Origin of the sequence: Pseudobacillus sp. 179-B 2D1 NHS, from assembly GCF_045370945.1 — a bacterium.
Taxonomy (GTDB): domain Bacteria; phylum Bacillota; class Bacilli; order Bacillales; family Domibacillaceae; genus Pseudobacillus.
In genome coordinates, this window is sequence record NZ_JBIQDP010000014.1 from 35,962 (window position 1) to 52,883 (window position 16,922).

Here is a 16,922-nt window from a genome sequence, read left to right on the forward strand (position 1 = left end):
GCAGGAAAAGATTATCTGGGTTTACAAGACTAAGCCTTTACCCAAAACCACCCTGTTTTTAACAGACTCTCGTAAAAAGTGCGAACTGTTAATTAACAGTCAATATTTTCTGACGCACATTTTCATCAAATGCGTTTTGTCTGAACATCTCAATTTCAAACTTGTAAGGTGGCTTGCGAGAATTTTTATCTTCACCTACATAAGGTGTTTCCAGTATCTTTGGAATCTCTGTTAGCTGAGGATGATGGACAATATAATTGAGTGCTTCAAACCCAATATGTCCAAAGCCGATATTTTCATGACGGTCTTTTCTCGCTCCCTGCTCATTCTTACTATCATTAATATGCAAAACTTTGATCCGTTCTACTCCAACAATGCGGTCAAATTGATCAAGCACTCCGTCAAAATCCTCTCTTATAGGATAACCAGCATCATGGGTATGGCATGTATCAAAACAAACTGATAATTTATCATTTAAATATACTCCGTCCATAATCGTTGCCAGCTCTTCAAAAGTAACTCCGCATTCCGATCCTTTGCCAGCCATTGTTTCCAGGGCAATTTGCACATCAATATCCTTTGTTAACACCTCATTTAGCCCTTCAATAATCTTTTTGATACCCGCTTCTGCTCCTGCCCCAACGTGAGCGCCTGGATGAAGCACGATCTGTTTGGCTCCAAGAGCGGCTGTCCGCTCTATTTCAGAGCGTAAAAAAGTAACACCAAGTTCAAATGTGTTCGCACTGATTGTGTTGCCAATATTGATAATATATGGAGCGTGAACAACGATATCGACCATGGCATTTTCCTTCATATGAAACCAGCCTTTTTCAATATTCAGCTCTTCAATTTTTTTTCTTCTCGTATTTTGTGGAGCTCCCGTGTAAATCATAAATGTATTTGCACCGTAAGAAGCGGCCTCCTCACTTGCCCCAAGTAACATTTTTTTCCCACTCATTGACACATGGGATCCAATTTTCAACATATCTATCTCTCCTTTACCGCTCATTATTTTACTAGAAAAATACATCTTTTTCAGCAAAAAAGGCCTGCTGCAGCAGGCCTTTTCATTCACCTCTTACTTCTTCTTAGTGCGCTTTGTTTCTAAACGACGCTCACGCTTTTTAAATTGCACCATTTCTCTTTGCATTTTCTTCTTATAACCCGGCTTTACTTTTTTTGGTTTGCGAACAATTGATTTTGCTTTAGCATCAATTTCGTCTGCTGCTTTTTCACGTTTTCTCCGTTGATTACGGTCAACAAGCTCGGTCCATTCGCCACTGCGCAAATCCGCATGGCTAAATGTAATACCCATCTTCTCTAATCGGACAAGAGCATCTTCATCAGAAGGAGTGTAGATTGTTGCACATATTCCTGAAGAGCCTGCTCTCGCGGTCCGTCCTGCCCGATGAATATAAAAATCTAGATCCTTTGGCAACTCGTAGTTGATGACATGGCTGATCCCTTCGATATCAATTCCCCGTGCCGCCAGATCCGTGGCAACAATGAATTGATATTCTAGATCACGTATTTGCTTCATCATCTTCTTCCGGTCACGCGGTGATAAGTCCCCATGTATCCGGCCTGTTTTTAAGCCTTTTTCCAGCAGGGCGTCTGCCACTTCATCAGCTTTTTGTTTTGTGTTAGTAAAGATTACGGCTAAATATGGGTTGTATGCTTGCAGCATATCAAACAGCAAGTCAATCTTTTCCCGGCTTTTTTTCGGCACGAGAATGTGATTGATATTTTCTGCTGAAATATGTTTAGGCTGAATATGAATATATTCTGGATTTTCCATATATTTTTTCAAAAAAGGCTTTAACTTTTCAGGAATCGTTGCTGAAAAAACATACATGTTTAATTGCTCAGGCATTCTAGAAGCAATCTGGTCCACATCAACAATAAATCCCATGTCAAGCATCAAATCTGCTTCATCCACTACAAGCACCTTAGATTTATAAACAGATAGCGCCTGCGCCTGGATTAAGTCATTAATTCTTGCAGGTGTCCCCACAACAATGTGCGGTTGATTTCTCAGTTTTTCAATGTCTCGCTGCTTATCTGTCCCGCCAATATAACAGCGAGCTGTAATTTCTTCCTCAGACAAGCGAGTAATCTTCAGAATCTCCTGGTAAATTTGATTAGCAAGCTCCCTCGTCGGTGCCGTGATAACAGCCTGTACTTCTTTTTTAGCCGGATTTATTTGCTGAAGGATCGGCAAAATATAAGAATGCGTTTTCCCTGTTCCCGTTTGGGATTGTCCAATCGCACTTTCCCCTTTTAGAATAAGCGGGATCATCTTTGTTTGTATATCTGTTGGCTCGTAAAAACCTAATTGCTCTATTCCTTTATTAATAAACGGTTGAAACCCGTATTTCTCGAATTGATGATTTGCCAAGTGTGACACTCCTTTTGGCTTGAATAAGCCTTTTTCTCCATTCTGATATTATATCAAAACTTTCTATAAATCAAAGGGCTCCGGATGATTCGTTCATTTTCAAAGCAAACCTTTTTGCTTTTTAGCGCATACAATAACGAAGAAGAAAAATATATGAAAGGATGAATTAGTTATGATCCCTTTTCCACGCGGCAATCGTCCTCCGCCCGGCTATTACTATCCACCTCCGATGAGAGGCTTCTCTCCTCCTCCGCCTCCTGGTATGCCGAGAAGAACCGGACGGGGGCTACTCGGGCTTCTAAGACAAGGGACAGGGGGAGGCCCTGGCCTAACTGGGTTTGAGCGCCAAGGCGCAGGCGCAGCTGCCCAAAAGTTAACCAATCCTCTGAATTTACAACAGATGTTGGCTAACACGCAGCAAGTACTGAAAACTGTTCAGCAAATAGGGCCAATCGTTGAACAGTACGGTCCCATGGTAAAAAATTTGCCCTCTATGTGGAAGCTTTATAAAGGATTGAAGTCTATGCCTGATGCAGAAGAAGAGAACAAAACCGAGAGCCCATCTGAAGAGCCAGTAAAAAAGAAAGAAAAACAGCAATCGGAAACTTCAAAAACAGAAGAGAAGCCGGTAGCAGAACAAATCGAATCACAGTCGGAAAGAGATGATGAGCTTACTTCAAAGCCAACATCTAAATCATCCACACCGAAACTTTACATTTAAGAAACGGTTGTTTACTTCCAAAGTTCAGCCTCCTCCTATATAATGAATTCGTACACTTTTTACTCCGATTATAAAAATAGGAGGTTTTTTTATGGAACTAGTTAAAATCGCCCCGAGAGGATATTGTTACGGCGTAGTAGATGCGATGGTCATCGCCCGGAACGCCGCTCTAGATAAAAGCTTGCCGCGTCCGATCTATATTCTTGGAATGATCGTCCATAACAAGCATGTAACAGACGCATTCGAAGAAGAAGGCATCATTACACTCGAAGGCAGCAACCGAAGAGAAATACTTGAAAAAGTCGATAAAGGAACAGTTATCTTTACTGCCCATGGCGTCTCTCCGGAAGTAAGAGAGCTTGCCCGCAAGAAGAATCTTGTGACTATTGATGCTACCTGCCCTGATGTTACAAAGACACACGATTTAATCCGCGAAAAGAAAGCAGAAGGATATGAGATCATTTATATCGGAAAGAAAGGCCATCCTGAACCAGAAGGTGCATTAGGCGTCGCCCCTGAGATCATTCATTTAGTTGAGAAACCTGAAGACGTCGACAAGTTGGTGATAAAGAGCCCTAAGATAATTGTTACTAACCAGACGACGATGAGCCAATGGGACGTAGCTGACATCATGGACAAAATTAAGGAAAAATATCCGCACGCAGAGATGCATAAAGAAATTTGCCTCGCTACCCAAGTCCGTCAGGAAGCGGTAGCAGAACAAGCGGGTGAAGCAGATGTGTTAATTGTTGTTGGAGACCCTAAGAGCAACAATTCCAACCGTCTAGCTCAAGTCTCTATGGAAATTGCCGGCACAACGGCTTATCGGGTAGCCGATGTTTCCGAAATCGAAATCGACTGGATAAAGGATGCGAAGACGGCAGCTGTAACTGCTGGAGCGTCTACTCCAACACCGATTGTAAAAGAAGTTATTCAGTTTTTAGAACAATTTGATCCGAATGACGAAAGCACGTGGACTCGAGAGAAAAAAGTCCCGTTGAATAAAATTTTACCAAAGGTGAAAAGATCCACATTGACGACTCGTTAATAGCAAGTAGTTGTGACTAAACAGGCTGATCCTTCAGGAGGAATCAGCCTGTTTGCTTTTATATAAATGTAAATGGATCTGTATGAATAGCAGAAGGGATGAACTCCACATCAAAGCTTTTCTCAGCAGCTAGCGCAGTCATTTTATTGGCGGTCCCCGTTTTCATTACCTTTTCTACATTGTGTCCGGGGTCTACTATATTTAAACCAGCTGCAAGAGCATCATGAGCAGTGTGGTAATAAAAATCACCCGTGACATATACATCTGCCCCTTTAAACTTGGCAGATTGGAAATATTTGTTTCCATCTCCTCCAAGAACAGCAACTTTCCTTACTGGATCGGTTAGTTGACCGACCACACGAACCCCTTTAACATCTAGCTTGTCTTTCACATGCTCAGCAAATTCATGCAGAGTCATCGACCCCTTTAATTTGCCGATTCTTCCCAGACCAAGTCGTTCTCCCTCATTATCAAGCGAATAGATATCGTAAGCTACTTCTTCGTATGGGTGTGCTTTTAGCATAGCAGACAGCACTGTTTTTTCTAGGCTCTTCGGGTAGATCGTTTCAACTTTTACTTCCTCTACTGTTTCCAGCTGTCCTGATTGGCCAATATATGGATTAGTTTGTTCCCCCGGCATGAATCGGCCCATTCCGTCTGTCGAAAATGAACAATGGCTGTATTCTCCGATAAAGCCAGCTCCCGCTTGACCGAGCGCCTCACGCATACTCTCTGCATGATCCTTTGGTACAAAAACAGCGAGCTTTTTTAAATTCTCTTCAAGTGTCGGCACTAGTACCTCCGTGTCCATTAATTCAAGAGCTTCTGCCAAAAGGTCATTCACGCCACCTTTGGCCACATCCAAATTTGTGTGGGCCGCATAAACAGCAATATCATGCTTAATTAATTTCTCAAGGATTCTGCCAGCTGGATCACTTGTCACAATAGATTTTAACGGACGAAAAATTAGCGGATGATGAGCAATAATTAGCTGCACATCTTTTTCTATCGCCTCATCTACTACTTCCTCCAATACATCTAGTGCAACAAGAACACGTTCAACCGGTTTATTTAGGCGGCCGACTTGCAAGCCGATTTTATCCCCTTCCATTGCATACCTTTTTGGAGAGAACTGTTCAAACAATTGAATAATTTCATGGCCGTTCGTTTTCTTCACTATCGATTGCCTCCTTGATTAGCTGAAGCTCCTGAAGTATGCTTCTTCTTTTTTCCTCAGCCGCTTTCTGATTCCCCGCTTTTTTCAAACTTTCCAGGACAACCTCCAGCTGGGCTGCTTCTCTTTTCCACTTTTTAAGAAATACATCGCTTCTCTCCTGGAGAAGCATTGGGCCTGTAAGCAACTCCAATTCTTTTCGGCTGCTGTAAGGTCTTTCAGCAGCCCCTTTTTCGGCGATCAAAATTTCATATATTTTTCCATCCTCTTCCATGATCTCTTCTTCGATTAATTCCCATCCGTTCGTTAATAACCACTTGCGAATATGATCGGCACGAAGATTAGGCTGTAAAATGAGTCGTTTCACACCCGGCAGTTTCTCTTTTCCCTCTTCCAAAATAGAGGTGATCAATGTTCCTCCCATGCCGGCAATCGTGACACAATCCACCTCGCCAGCTGCAATGACTTCGAGCCCGCTTCCTTTTCGCACAGCTATTTTCTCTTCAAGCCCTGCTTCTTTCACCTGCTGTCTGGCAGCTTGTAAAGGCCCGTCCGCCACTTCTCCGGCAATAGCCTTGACAGCCAGCCCCTTTTTGACAGCGTAACAGGGTAAATAAGCATGATCAGAGCCGATATCAGCTATAACAGCTTGTTGCGGTATTCGAGAGGCTACAGCCATTAAGCGTTTTGATAATTGATTAATATTCATCGTGTCACCACTTTTATTTTAATATTCCGCTTCCATTCTATATGAAAATGTCTAATAAAAAAAGTTCTTTGCCGTCCGGCAAAGAACTTCTCTTGCATTATTTAATTTTGCTGACCCAGTCAGCCATAGCATCAGCATTTTCAGCTTGCACAAGGCCTGGAGGCATAGCGCCCTTACCGTTTGTAATAATTTCTTTAATTTCATCTTTGGACAATTTGTCGCCAATACCTTTCAAAGAAGGACCGGCTCCACCTTCAAAGTTGCCGCCATGACAACCAGCACAAGTTTGCTTGTAAAAGCCTTCTGGTTCAAAAGTGCCGCCCGCTGTCTGATCACCTGTTTGCTCTTCACCCTTCTCCTCTTTCGCCATTTCTTTAGAGTTATCAAGACCTTCTAAAGAAAGGAAGAAAATCAGACCGAGGCCAAACACAGCAATCAATAAGAACGGAATGATTGGATTACGATTCATTTCTTAACCTCCCTTATGTACACAAATAACAAATAGAAAGTACAAACACTTACTATTCTACTTGAAAATGAAGAAGACGAAAAGCCCTTACATAGAAGTTTTTACCCGTTTGTCGTAAATTAGACACATTTTCTTCCCTTTTTTCTTTTTTTTAAGTTTTTTATATTATATGGAAATAAAAACAATCAACAATATTATGCCAAGCCATGCAGAGATCGTAAAATAAATTTGGCCTAGTTTCCTGCCTGTTATCCACCAAATTATACAGTGTAAAAATAGCAAACCATAAAGGGTATTAGAGTTCTCTCCCCAGATTTTTTCATGCCATTCGACTGTCAAAATTAAAAATAAAACAGCTGCAGCTACATATAAAAACGGAAGAAAAAAACCTTTTTTAGAAAAATAAATAGCTAGACTGATCAACAAAACGACAAAAGCTGCCAAAATCGTCATTTGCAAAGGGAAAGACAATTCAGTAAAATATAGAACAAATAAAGAAATAAATACGAAAAAAAGAGAAGCAAGCAAACTGATGACGGTTAGCCGCTTTGAACTTGATTTTTTGACAGCGTTTTCGGGCAGCTCTTCTCCTTGAGTATAAAGTGTCAACAAATAATCGCAATAATGATCCGGCAACATATGATTTTCTTTCCAAAAATAAATTTCTTTAATAATTATGTGTTTTTTTTCATCTTTCATCCATGGTCACATCCTGTCATAACACATTCGAGAAAATTCTCTAAATACCTGCTTTTAATGAAAAATAAAAAAAAGTTTACTTCTTTAAAAGAAGTAAACCATCGGAGCAAGAATAAAACATTCCAGCCGGCATTCGCATTCTACCCGGCGGCTGAACATGTATTATTCAAGAAAGTCTTTTAATCGTTTACTGCGACTTGGATGGCGAAGCTTACGCAAAGCTTTTGCCTCAATTTGTCGGATCCGTTCACGGGTAACCCCAAACACTTTGCCGACTTCTTCAAGTGTCCGAGTGCGTCCGTCGTCTAATCCGAATCGAAGGCGCAGCACATTTTCTTCTCGGTCTGTTAACGTATCAAGAACATCTTCAAGCTGTTCTTTCAGCAACTCATAGGCAGCATGTTCAGAAGGAGAAGTTGCTTCTTGGTCTTCAATGAAATCGCCTAAGTGGGAATCATCTTCTTCCCCAATCGGTGTTTCAAGAGAAACAGGTTCTTGCGCAATTTTCAGGATCTCCCGTACCTTTTCAGGAGTTAAATCCATTTCTTCAGCAATTTCTTCAGGAGACGGTTCGCGGCCAAGATCCTGAAGGAGTTGTCTCTGAACACGGATTAGCTTATTAATTGTTTCAACCATATGAACAGGAATCCGAATGGTTCTTGCCTGATCAGCAATCGCTCTTGTGATCGCCTGACGAATCCACCAGGTAGCGTACGTGCTGAATTTAAATCCTTTGCGGTAATCGAACTTTTCAACAGCTTTAATTAAGCCCATGTTTCCTTCCTGAATCAAGTCAAGAAAGAGCATGCCGCGCCCGACATAGCGCTTTGCTATGCTGACTACAAGACGGAGGTTGGCTTCAGCAAGACGGCGTTTTGCCTCTTCGTCACCCTCTTCAATCCGGGTAGCCAGTTCAATTTCTTCTTCAGCGGATAGAAGATCTACACGACCGATTTCCTTCAAGTACATGCGGACTGGATCGTTAATTTTCACTCCTGGCGGAACGCTTAAGTCATTAAGGTCAAATTCTTCACTTTCTTTTTCAAGTTCGTGAAGATTCGGATCTTCTTCCTCATCTTCATCATTTGTTATATCGATTCCTTGCTCACCAAGGTACTCGTAAAATTCATCCACCTGGTCAGACTCCACTTCAAATGGTGACAGCTTATCAGCCACAAAGTCATAGGATAATTTGCCTCTCTTTTTGCCTATCTCAACAATCTGTTCTTTCGCTCTTTCCAATGTTACTTCAGTTTCTTTGGAACGTGTAGACTTTTCAGCCATTAGTCGTCCCCCTCCTTCCAAAATCCTTGCCTCAGTGTTTTTCCTATTTAGTTAATTCTTTTTTTAACTTTACAATTTCCATGGCAAGCTGGGCGGCTGTTTGATAATCCTTTGCTTTCTCCGCTGCTACCTGCCGTTGCTTTTTTTCTTTTATTTCCAACACTTTTTGATATTGCGCTATTTCTTTTATATAATCGTACACTGCTTCATCATTTATCACTTCACTGACCATCATCATTTCTATATCCGAAACGAGGCGGCGCAAATTGGCGTTTGGGAGAAAACTGATAAATGCACTTGAATCCGGTACATTGCCTCCTTCATAAAAGCCAAGTAAATACGTAAAAATAGCTTGATGCTCATCAATATTAAATGTTCCGCCATTCAGCAAATCCTTTACTTTGTAAGCAAGATCTATATCTTTCAACATATGTGCAATGAGCCTCCGCTCTGCAGTTTGAAACGCAGGATACAACTTTACAGACGCTTGTAAAGCTGGCGCTTGCTGAAACGTCCGCTCGTTTGAAGAATGCTTCTTCCTTTCCTTAAAGAAAAGCTGTTTTTCCTGTTGCTTTAGTGCCTCAAGTGAAAGCGAGAATTGCTCGGCGATCTGTCTTAAATAATAATCGCGCTCTACCGCTTTTTTTAATTTAGAAATTTCCGCTACTACTTCTTCGATATAACGCAGCTTTTGTCCTTCATCCTGTAGATTCTTCCCTTGCTTGTAGTATTCCATTTTGAAGGCAGTTAAGGTCATAGCTGTGTCGATGACGTTATTCCGAAATTTCTCGGCGCCATGTGTTTTTATATAATCATCCGGATCCATTTTATCTGGAATGAGAGCGACTTTAATATCACAGCCACTATCACTTAGTAAATTAGAAGCACGGAAAGCAGCCTGTATTCCCGCCGAGTCACCATCAAAGCAAATAATAACCTGATCGGCCGTTCGCCTGATCTGCTGGATATGGGCATCAGTCAATGACGTCCCCATTGTCGCAATTCCTGTTTCTATCCCAGCACTTGCAGCAGCAATTACATCTGCAAATCCTTCAAAGAGAACCGCATAATGTTGCTTACGAATAGCTGGCCGTGCTCGATGAAAATTATACAAGAGGCGGCTTTTATTAAAAATAGGCGTTTCCGGGCTATTTAAATATTTGGGCTTTTCATCATGAAGAGACCGGCCAGAAAAAGCAACCACTTTTCCTTTCTCATCGTGAAGAGGAAACATAATTCGACCGCGAAAGCGATCAAAGTAGGTTCCATCCTCCTCTCTTCGGATAATGAGACCTGCTTTTTCCATCCATTCAGAAGTAAATCCGCGCTTTTGAAGAAATTTAACGGTGAAATCCCAATTTGGAAGCGACCAGCCGATTTGAAATGTTTCCAATTGTTCCTTTGAAAACCCTCGCTTCTCCAGATAGTCTAATGCTTCCTGGCCTTCTGTTGTATTCATTAGCAAATGATGATAGAATTTTGCCAATAACTCATGAGCCTTTATTATCTGATCGTGCTCTTCAGAAAAGGATCGGTTGCGATTATCACCTGTAAGCGCAGGATCAAGTGCTACTCCTGTACGGGCAGCCAGCTTGCTAACTGCTTCCTGGAAAGAGATATTTTCTATTTCCATTAAAAAAGAAAAAACATTTCCTCCAGCTCCGCACCCGAAACAATGATATATTTGCTTATCGGGGGATACAGAGAAAGACGGTGAATTTTCTCCGTGAAATGGACATAGTCCGAAGAAGTTTCTTCCTTGTTTTTTCAACTGAACGTAATCACCGATTACTTCAGTAATGTCCAGTGACTGCTTGATTTGTTGAATGGTTTCCTCAGGAATTTTTCCTGTCACATACATCACCAGCTATACTATTGTTCGATAAAAAAACTAAATTTCCTGCAGCTTTTTCTATTATTTGCTTTTCCTAAGCTGCTTTGCCTGCAACACTCAGCCTGATCCTTTGTTAGTGCCTAGTTATTTCCAATCCGGCATAAGAGAGAGAATCGACAAATCCCTTCATATTTCTCTTGCCCTATGCATTATAATTCTACAATCTTGATTAGAATCCTTCTCAAATGAGAAATAACATAAAAAAAACGAACAATAATCTGCCGTCCGGCAAATATCCTTCCAAGTGGCATACAATTAGTTTATTCCTTTACCTTAGGTGTTAAACCTTTTTTAAATACATTTTTATCACAATTTTTTATTATAGTACATTTCATTCAAAAAAACCATTGATTTTTCACAGGTTAAAGAAAAAGAAGCTCTTCTAAAAATGAAAAGCCTCCTTTTCTCGATTTCCGTATAAACCGCGACCCTTCAATTCAATTTCAGCTTGTAAAAGAAAGAAGGAGCTGCAGTAAATAACGTCTATTTCCGTTTGCCAAGCCTGCTCAAAATAATGTTAGCTGTTTCTTCCACCGCTTTATTCGTTACATCGATCACTTCACAACCAATGCGATTCATGATCTTTTCAGAATAAGAAATTTCTGCTTTAATTCGCTCAAGATCAGCGTAACTTGCACTGTCATTCAAACCAAGTGAAATTAACCGTTCCTTTCGGATTTGGTTTAGTTTGTCAGGGCTAATCTTTAAGCCAAAACATTTATCTGATGGAAGATCAAATAGCTCCTCTGGAGGATCCACCTCCGGCACAAGAGGGACATTGGCTACTTTCAACCGCTTATGAGCAAGATATTGAGAGAGCGGTGTTTTTGATGTTCGTGACACTCCGATTAAAATAACGTCCGCCTTCAATAAACCACGCGGATCACGGCCGTCATCGTATTTCACTGCAAATTCAATCGCTTCTACTTTTTTGAAATACTCTTCATCCAATTTTCTTACAAGTCCCGGTTCCATTAAAGGCTGGTGTCCATATAAAGATTCAAGCTCATCCATCAGCGGACCAATCAAATCAAAAATAACAATCTTCTCTTTTTGGGCCTGCTGCTTCATATAGGTTCTGATTTCCGGTTTTACGAGCGTATATACAATAATCCCTCGCTCAATCTTGGCTAAGTCGATTACTTCATCGATAGTGGATAAGTCCTCGACATAGGGAAATCGTTTAATTACAGCATGCGATCCATTAAACTGGCTGACAGCCGCTTTCGTTACAAGCTCTGCTGTCTCGCCTACTGAATCAGAAACGATGTAGATGATTGGGTCATTCAGCAAAAAATAGAACCTCCTTTCCTAGCTGCATCACTCGTCATCTGCCAATGAGACAAATGCTTTGGCAATATTTGTTTTTGTAATGCGTCCGATTACTTCATAGCCTGTAGCTGATTTTTTGACAACCGGCACTGCATCTATTTGTCTTTCGATTAAGTTCTTAGCCACATCAACAAGCAAGTCATCTCTTTCACACACAGTAATATTTGGCATTCTTGTCATAATAATATTGACTGGAATAGCATTTAATTCCTGCTTGCCAATGCTTGCTCGCAGCAAATCTTTTCGCGACAGTACACCGGCTAAATGGCTGTTTTCATCCACTACAAACAGCGTGCCGACATCCTCTAAAAACATCGTAACGATGGCATCATACACAGATACATTTTCGCGTACGACAACAGGTACTGCCTGATAGTCTTTCACATATATTTTCATTAAATTTTCTGTAAGAAGCTGAGTACCAGATTTACCTGTATAAAAATAGCCGACACGAGGCCTTGCATCCAAAAAACCCGCCATTGTTAGAATGGCTAAATCCGGTCGCAATGTTGCTCTCGTTAAGTTTAATCGTTCAGCTATATTCTCACCAGTAATTGGCTCATTTTCTTTAACAATTTTCAAGATTTTTTCCTGACGATTATTAAGTTCGATCTCCCTCACCACCTAATGCGCAATAGCAGCACAGACACCAACGGCTCAATTACCCCTTTGATCTTTACAACCGAGTATGCAAGCGTCTGTGCTTCAGTTTTTAAAAGTGTTATACCATATAATAAATATTATATACTATTTAACCCGAATGAAAAGAAAAGTTTCATGCGGCTGCTGTGTTTTGCGCTGGTATAGATGAATGATCAATTGAAGCAGGAAAACAGCAGGGCCTTTACTTCACTAAGATTTTATTGAAATCAGCGAATGTCAAAATGAGATTCGAGAGCTCTCTCATTTGATTTAAGCGATTCTCTCTTACATCTGTCTCTTCTGCCATGACCATTGTGTGATCAAAATATTGTTCAATTGGTGCCTTTAAGCTTTCAAGCAGAGCAAATTGCTGCTCAGCTGTCTGTGACTCTTGCAGTCCAAGCTGGACACGAAGAAATTCTCTATGCAACACTTTCTCTTCCTCGTTCACAAAACGTTGTTCATCGACCGCTCCATGTTCCTCAGCCTTCTTAGCAATGTTGACCACACGGCTAAGCGCTTCTGCCGTTTCTTTAAAGCCATCTTCTTCTTTGTGTGCCATTAATACAACTGCCTTTGCAAAAAGAGAAGGCAAAGAACCGACAGCCCCCGCAAGTACCGCATCAATTAAGTCATAGCGGACGTCTCTTGCTTGCAGGCTATGTTTAATGCGAAGCTTAAAGAAAGCAACTAACTCTTCCAAGAGTAAGTCAGCTGTTTTTTCGCCAATATGATCCTCTTTCACTACACTGATAGCTATTTGTAGAACCGTCTCAAGAGAAACGCCCCAATGCTTTTCCTCTAAAATCAGAACAATCCCCGCTGCCTGTCTTCTCAAGGCATAAGGGTCCTGAGAACCGGTTGGAATAATATCGACCGCAAAGCAGGACACGATCGTATCTAATTTATCCGCTAGACTAACAACGGCGCCAGTGAACGTTTCCGGTGCTTTATCATCGGCATGCCGCGGCTCGTAATGCTCGTTGACAGCTCGGGCAACTTCTGGATTTTCTCCTTTTTGCTCGGCATATTTTTCGCCCATAATTCCCTGCAGCTCCGGGAATTCATAAACCATTTGCGTAACTAGATCAAATTTACATATTTCCGCGGCACGGTCTACTTTTTCTTGCTCTTCTTCAGAAGCTCCCGTTAATTCACTTAGCTTAGCAGCTAATCGGCGAATCCGTTTTACTTTTTCAGCCAGTGTGCCAATTTTTTCATGGTACACAATCGCTTGAAGTTTACTTAAAAAGAAATCAATATCCTTGCTTTGATCTTCTTTATAGAAAAAGTCAGCATCGGCGAGACGAGCTCTTAAAACTTTTTCGTTTCCACGTGCTACCGTATCAAGTGAGCGGCTGTCTCCATTTCGAACAGTAACAAAGTGAGGGAGCAATGTTCCCTTCTGATCTTTTACCGGAAAGTACCGCTGATGCTCTTTCATCGAAGTAATGAGCACTTCTTCAGGCAACTCAAGAAAATCCTCATTGAATGAACCCGATAAAGCAGTCGGATACTCCACTAAGTTATTCACTTCTTCCAATAACTCTTCATCGACTGGAATGACCCATGACTTTTCTTGTTCTAACTGAGAAAGCTGGTGGCGAATCATCGCTTTTCGTTCAGCCGGATCAGCAATAACGAACTGATTTCTCAGTTGCTCTTCATATTCAGCTGGAATGGTAATTGTAACTGAATCACCTAAGAAACGATGTCCTTTCGTTATCCGGCCAGTCGATACATTCGTAATTTGAAAAGGGATAATTTCTGAGCCAAATAAAGCAACAATCCACTTGATCGGTCGAATATATCGAAGATCATTATTAGCCCAGCGCATATTTTTCCCAAAATGAAGACCTAAAATGATCTCGCGCAGTTTTGGCAGTAAATCGATCGTCGGTTGGCCCTTAATAAATTTATTAACATGAACATATTCTATGCCATTGATTTCTTTAAAATAAATATCTTCAACGGTAACTCCCTGTCCGCGCGTAAACCCCATCGCTGCCTTTGACCAGGAACCGTCTTCTTGAAGAGCAATCTTCTTTGCCGGCCCTTTCGCTTCTTCTTCAATGTCTTCTTGCGCTTCTGCTGCGCCTTCGACTAAAACTGCCAAGCGGCGCGGCGTTGAATAAAGCTTGATGCCTTCATAGGCGACTTTCTGCTCCTGAAGAAATTCTTCCACTTTGCTGCCAAGCTGATTCATCGAATCAGTTACAAAGCGGGCTGGCATTTCCTCCAAGCCAACTTCTAATAATATATCTCTCTTATTCATATTCCGCCTCTCCTTTCTTTTTTAACATTGGGAATCCTAGTTTCTCACGCTCTTCATAGAATGTTTTGGCGATTTGTCTTGCCATACTGCGCATGCGTCCAAGATAAGCTGTTCTCTCTGTTACTGAAATGGCTCCCTTGGCATCAAGGACATTAAAAACGTGAGAGCATTTTAAAACGTAATCATAAGCAGGATGAACCAACCCTTCATCCATTTGGCGCTTTGCTTCTTTTTCATAAATAGTAAATAGATTAAATAACATATCAGCGTCTGACGTTTCAAATGTGTATTTCGAATGCTCGTATTCAGGCTGATAAAAAATATCTCTTACAGTAAAACCTTCCGTCCACTCCAAATCGAAGACATTTTCTTTTTCTTGAATATAAGATGCAAGCCGCTCGATCCCATATGTAATCTCCACGGAAACCGGCTTACACTCCAGACCGCCGACTTGTTGAAAATACGTAAATTGCGTGATTTCCATGCCGTCCAGCCATACTTCCCAACCGAGTCCTGCACAACCAAGGGATGGGTTTTCCCAGTTATCTTCCACAAAACGGATATCATGATCAAGCGGCTCAATACCAAGAGCTCTTAAAGAATCCAAATACATTTCTTGGATGTTATCCGGTGAAGGTTTCATAATAACTTGGAACTGATGATGTTGATACAGACGATTCGGATTTTCCCCGTAACGACCATCTGCCGGACGTCTGCTCGGTTCCACATAGGCAACGTTCCACGGTTCCGGACCAATCGCGCGTAAAAAAGTATACGGACTCATCGTACCGGCTCCTTTTTCGACATCATAAGCCTGCATTAAAATACAGCCATGATCGGACCAATGTTTTTGCAAGGTTAGAATCATTTCTTGAATATTCATAGCTATGCCTCTCTTTCTGTAGTTGGTGATTAGCAGCTTTCAACGCTCTTACTAAAAGCGCTTGCTTGCTTCTTTGACAAATAAAAAACTCTCGTCCCTATGCACATAATTGTACATAGGGACGAGAGTTACCCGCGGTTCCACCCTATTTGCCGTAACTTACGGCCTCTTTTCCAAAGCGCTGCTCCAGACCGCCTTTCCATGATGCTCTTTCCCCGGCTTTCACCATCCCGGGTTCGCTTGTAAAAGAGGAAACCATGTACTCTATTCCTTCACTGCAGCTAATTATTGATTTCAATTGAATATAAAAAACTTAATCGAAAACAGACAATTTGTCAATCCTCTTCTTGCTCTTTATGTAGAAAAGACTGCATTCTCTCCATTTGATCAAGAAACCTGCGTGATTTTAAATAAATACCAGAATATTCATCATAGTAAAGAGAAATGGCCGTTCGCAATTCTTTCTTCGTCTCTTCCTTGACATTAATATTACCCAGCCTGTTCAAATCGAAAAAATAAAATAACCGTAAAAGCTTAATAGCGGCCTGTGATAACGGCAATAAATAAGGATCGATTTTAAAGCAGCGATGGCATAGAAAACCGTTTTCTCGGATAGAAAAAGCAAATCGGCCGTCCCGGCTCCCACAATTAACACAGCTGGATAGCTCGGGACGCAGGCCGATGACTTGCAACATTTTCATTTCGAAAATAGCCGTTAAAATCTCCGCGTCATACCCCTCATTCAAATAGTGAAGACACTGCTCAAAGAGTTCATATAGATATGGATTCGGCTTCTTTTCTTCCGTGCTTTTATCAAGCAGTTCAGCCATGTAAGCAGCATGCGCAGACATGATCAAGTCCTCACGGATATGCCTCATGGATGAAAGCATCTCACCTTGCTGCAGCGTGCCAAGTCCGCTACCTGACTGAACTAAAAAACTGCCGTGTGTAAATGGCTGAGTAACGGCAGAAAGACGGCTGTTAGGCTTTTTAGCTCCTCGCGCCATGAAAGCAATTTTTCCTTTCTCCCGTGTAAAAATCGTTACTACTTTATTGGTTTCTCCATAATCGGATGTTCGAATTACGATCCCTTCAATCTTTTGAAGCATGAGAAGGCCGTCCTTTCGTCCTCCTCAATTCGTCATTCCGGCAACCGGGAAGTCGGGACTAGCCAATTGCTGCTCTTGTTCAAACGGGGGATACTTGCCGCCTTTTTCAATCTCCTTATATAGAAGGTACATTTCAACACTTCCTGTCTCAGAAAAGACTTTCCACGTAAAATCCAACATGCTTTTTCCCGCCTTTCTTAATTGAAACTGGCATTTACCCTTGGCTTCCTTAATAGCTTCACCGATTACCTTTTGATTATGAGGAGCAAAAATTTCTAATTATCC

16 protein-coding genes are annotated in these 16,922 nt (G+C 41.4%); 2 read left to right on the forward strand and 14 right to left on the reverse strand.

What is annotated here, in order from left to right; translation table 11 throughout:
* Nucleotides 1-88 precede the first annotated feature (88 nt).
* Both ACH0BF_RS14540 and ACH0BF_RS14545 read right to left on the reverse strand, forming a co-directional pair.
* Nucleotides 89-985: a deoxyribonuclease IV gene (locus ACH0BF_RS14540; protein WP_120033058.1), complete on the reverse strand. Its 897-nt coding sequence runs from the start codon at nucleotides 983-985 to the stop codon at nucleotides 89-91.
* 93 nt (nucleotides 986-1,078) lie between these two features.
* Nucleotides 1,079-2,398, reverse strand: coding sequence for a DEAD/DEAH box helicase (locus tag ACH0BF_RS14545; RefSeq protein ID WP_120033061.1), 1,320 nt, complete (start codon nucleotides 2,396-2,398; stop codon nucleotides 1,079-1,081).
* A 172-nt stretch (nucleotides 2,399-2,570) separates the two neighbouring features.
* Here ACH0BF_RS14545 and vrrA point away from each other — a divergent pair, with 172 nt between their 5' ends.
* Nucleotides 2,571-3,119, forward strand: a complete 549-nt coding sequence (vrrA, locus tag ACH0BF_RS14550; RefSeq protein ID WP_120033064.1) for a VrrA/YqfQ family protein — start codon at nucleotides 2,571-2,573, stop codon at nucleotides 3,117-3,119.
* 91 nt (nucleotides 3,120-3,210) lie between these two features.
* Nucleotides 3,211-4,167 (forward strand): 4-hydroxy-3-methylbut-2-enyl diphosphate reductase, encoded by a 957-nt coding sequence (locus ACH0BF_RS14555; RefSeq protein WP_120033067.1) that lies wholly within the window; start codon nucleotides 3,211-3,213, stop codon nucleotides 4,165-4,167.
* A gap of 58 nt (nucleotides 4,168-4,225) precedes the next feature.
* Here the strand turns inward: ACH0BF_RS14555 and ACH0BF_RS14560 are convergent, their stop codons facing one another.
* The 12 genes from ACH0BF_RS14560 to ACH0BF_RS14615 all read right to left on the reverse strand — a co-directional run bounded on the left by ACH0BF_RS14560 (nucleotide 4,226) and on the right by ACH0BF_RS14615 (nucleotide 16,817).
* Nucleotides 4,226-5,344 (reverse strand): Nif3-like dinuclear metal center hexameric protein, encoded by a 1,119-nt coding sequence (locus ACH0BF_RS14560; protein WP_406909553.1) that lies wholly within the window; start codon nucleotides 5,342-5,344, stop codon nucleotides 4,226-4,228.
* Nucleotides 5,322-6,050: a tRNA (adenine(22)-N(1))-methyltransferase gene (locus ACH0BF_RS14565; protein WP_406909554.1), complete on the reverse strand. Its 729-nt coding sequence runs from the start codon at nucleotides 6,048-6,050 to the stop codon at nucleotides 5,322-5,324. Before ACH0BF_RS14565 ends, ACH0BF_RS14560 begins: the two co-directional genes overlap by 23 nt.
* A gap of 97 nt (nucleotides 6,051-6,147) precedes the next feature.
* Nucleotides 6,148-6,519, reverse strand: coding sequence for a cytochrome c550 (gene cccA, locus ACH0BF_RS14570; RefSeq protein ID WP_120033076.1), 372 nt, complete (start codon nucleotides 6,517-6,519; stop codon nucleotides 6,148-6,150).
* A 165-nt stretch (nucleotides 6,520-6,684) separates the two neighbouring features.
* Nucleotides 6,685-7,218, reverse strand: coding sequence for a hypothetical protein (locus ACH0BF_RS14575; protein ID WP_340853272.1), 534 nt, complete (start codon nucleotides 7,216-7,218; stop codon nucleotides 6,685-6,687).
* A gap of 162 nt (nucleotides 7,219-7,380) precedes the next feature.
* Nucleotides 7,381-8,502, reverse strand: a complete 1,122-nt coding sequence (rpoD, locus tag ACH0BF_RS14580; RefSeq protein ID WP_120033087.1) for an RNA polymerase sigma factor RpoD — start codon at nucleotides 8,500-8,502, stop codon at nucleotides 7,381-7,383.
* Between the two features lie 43 nt (nucleotides 8,503-8,545).
* Complete coding sequence (gene dnaG, locus ACH0BF_RS14585; RefSeq protein WP_406909556.1) at nucleotides 8,546-10,357, reverse strand: DNA primase; 1,812 nt, start codon at nucleotides 10,355-10,357, stop codon at nucleotides 8,546-8,548.
* A 522-nt stretch (nucleotides 10,358-10,879) separates the two neighbouring features.
* Nucleotides 10,880-11,686, reverse strand: coding sequence for a pyruvate, water dikinase regulatory protein (locus ACH0BF_RS14590; RefSeq protein ID WP_406909577.1), 807 nt, complete (start codon nucleotides 11,684-11,686; stop codon nucleotides 10,880-10,882).
* Nucleotides 11,687-11,716: 30 nt separating this feature from the next.
* Nucleotides 11,717-12,352, reverse strand: a complete 636-nt coding sequence (gene ccpN, locus ACH0BF_RS14595; protein ID WP_340853265.1) for a transcriptional regulator CcpN — start codon at nucleotides 12,350-12,352, stop codon at nucleotides 11,717-11,719.
* Nucleotides 12,353-12,572: 220 nt separating this feature from the next.
* Entirely contained in the window at nucleotides 12,573-14,645 is a 2,073-nt protein-coding gene (gene glyS / locus ACH0BF_RS14600) for a glycine--tRNA ligase subunit beta (RefSeq protein ID WP_406909557.1), read from the reverse strand.
* Nucleotides 14,638-15,528 (reverse strand): glycine--tRNA ligase subunit alpha, encoded by an 891-nt coding sequence (gene glyQ, locus ACH0BF_RS14605; protein WP_120033104.1) that lies wholly within the window; start codon nucleotides 15,526-15,528, stop codon nucleotides 14,638-14,640. The genes glyS and glyQ overlap by 8 nt, the downstream gene beginning before the upstream one ends.
* A 335-nt stretch (nucleotides 15,529-15,863) precedes the next feature.
* Nucleotides 15,864-16,637, reverse strand: coding sequence for a DNA repair protein RecO (gene recO / locus ACH0BF_RS14610; RefSeq protein WP_120033107.1), 774 nt, complete (start codon nucleotides 16,635-16,637; stop codon nucleotides 15,864-15,866).
* Nucleotides 16,638-16,661: 24 nt separating this feature from the next.
* Nucleotides 16,662-16,817: a YqzL family protein gene (locus tag ACH0BF_RS14615; protein ID WP_120033110.1), complete on the reverse strand. Its 156-nt coding sequence runs from the start codon at nucleotides 16,815-16,817 to the stop codon at nucleotides 16,662-16,664.
* Nucleotides 16,818-16,922: the final 105 nt, after the last annotated feature.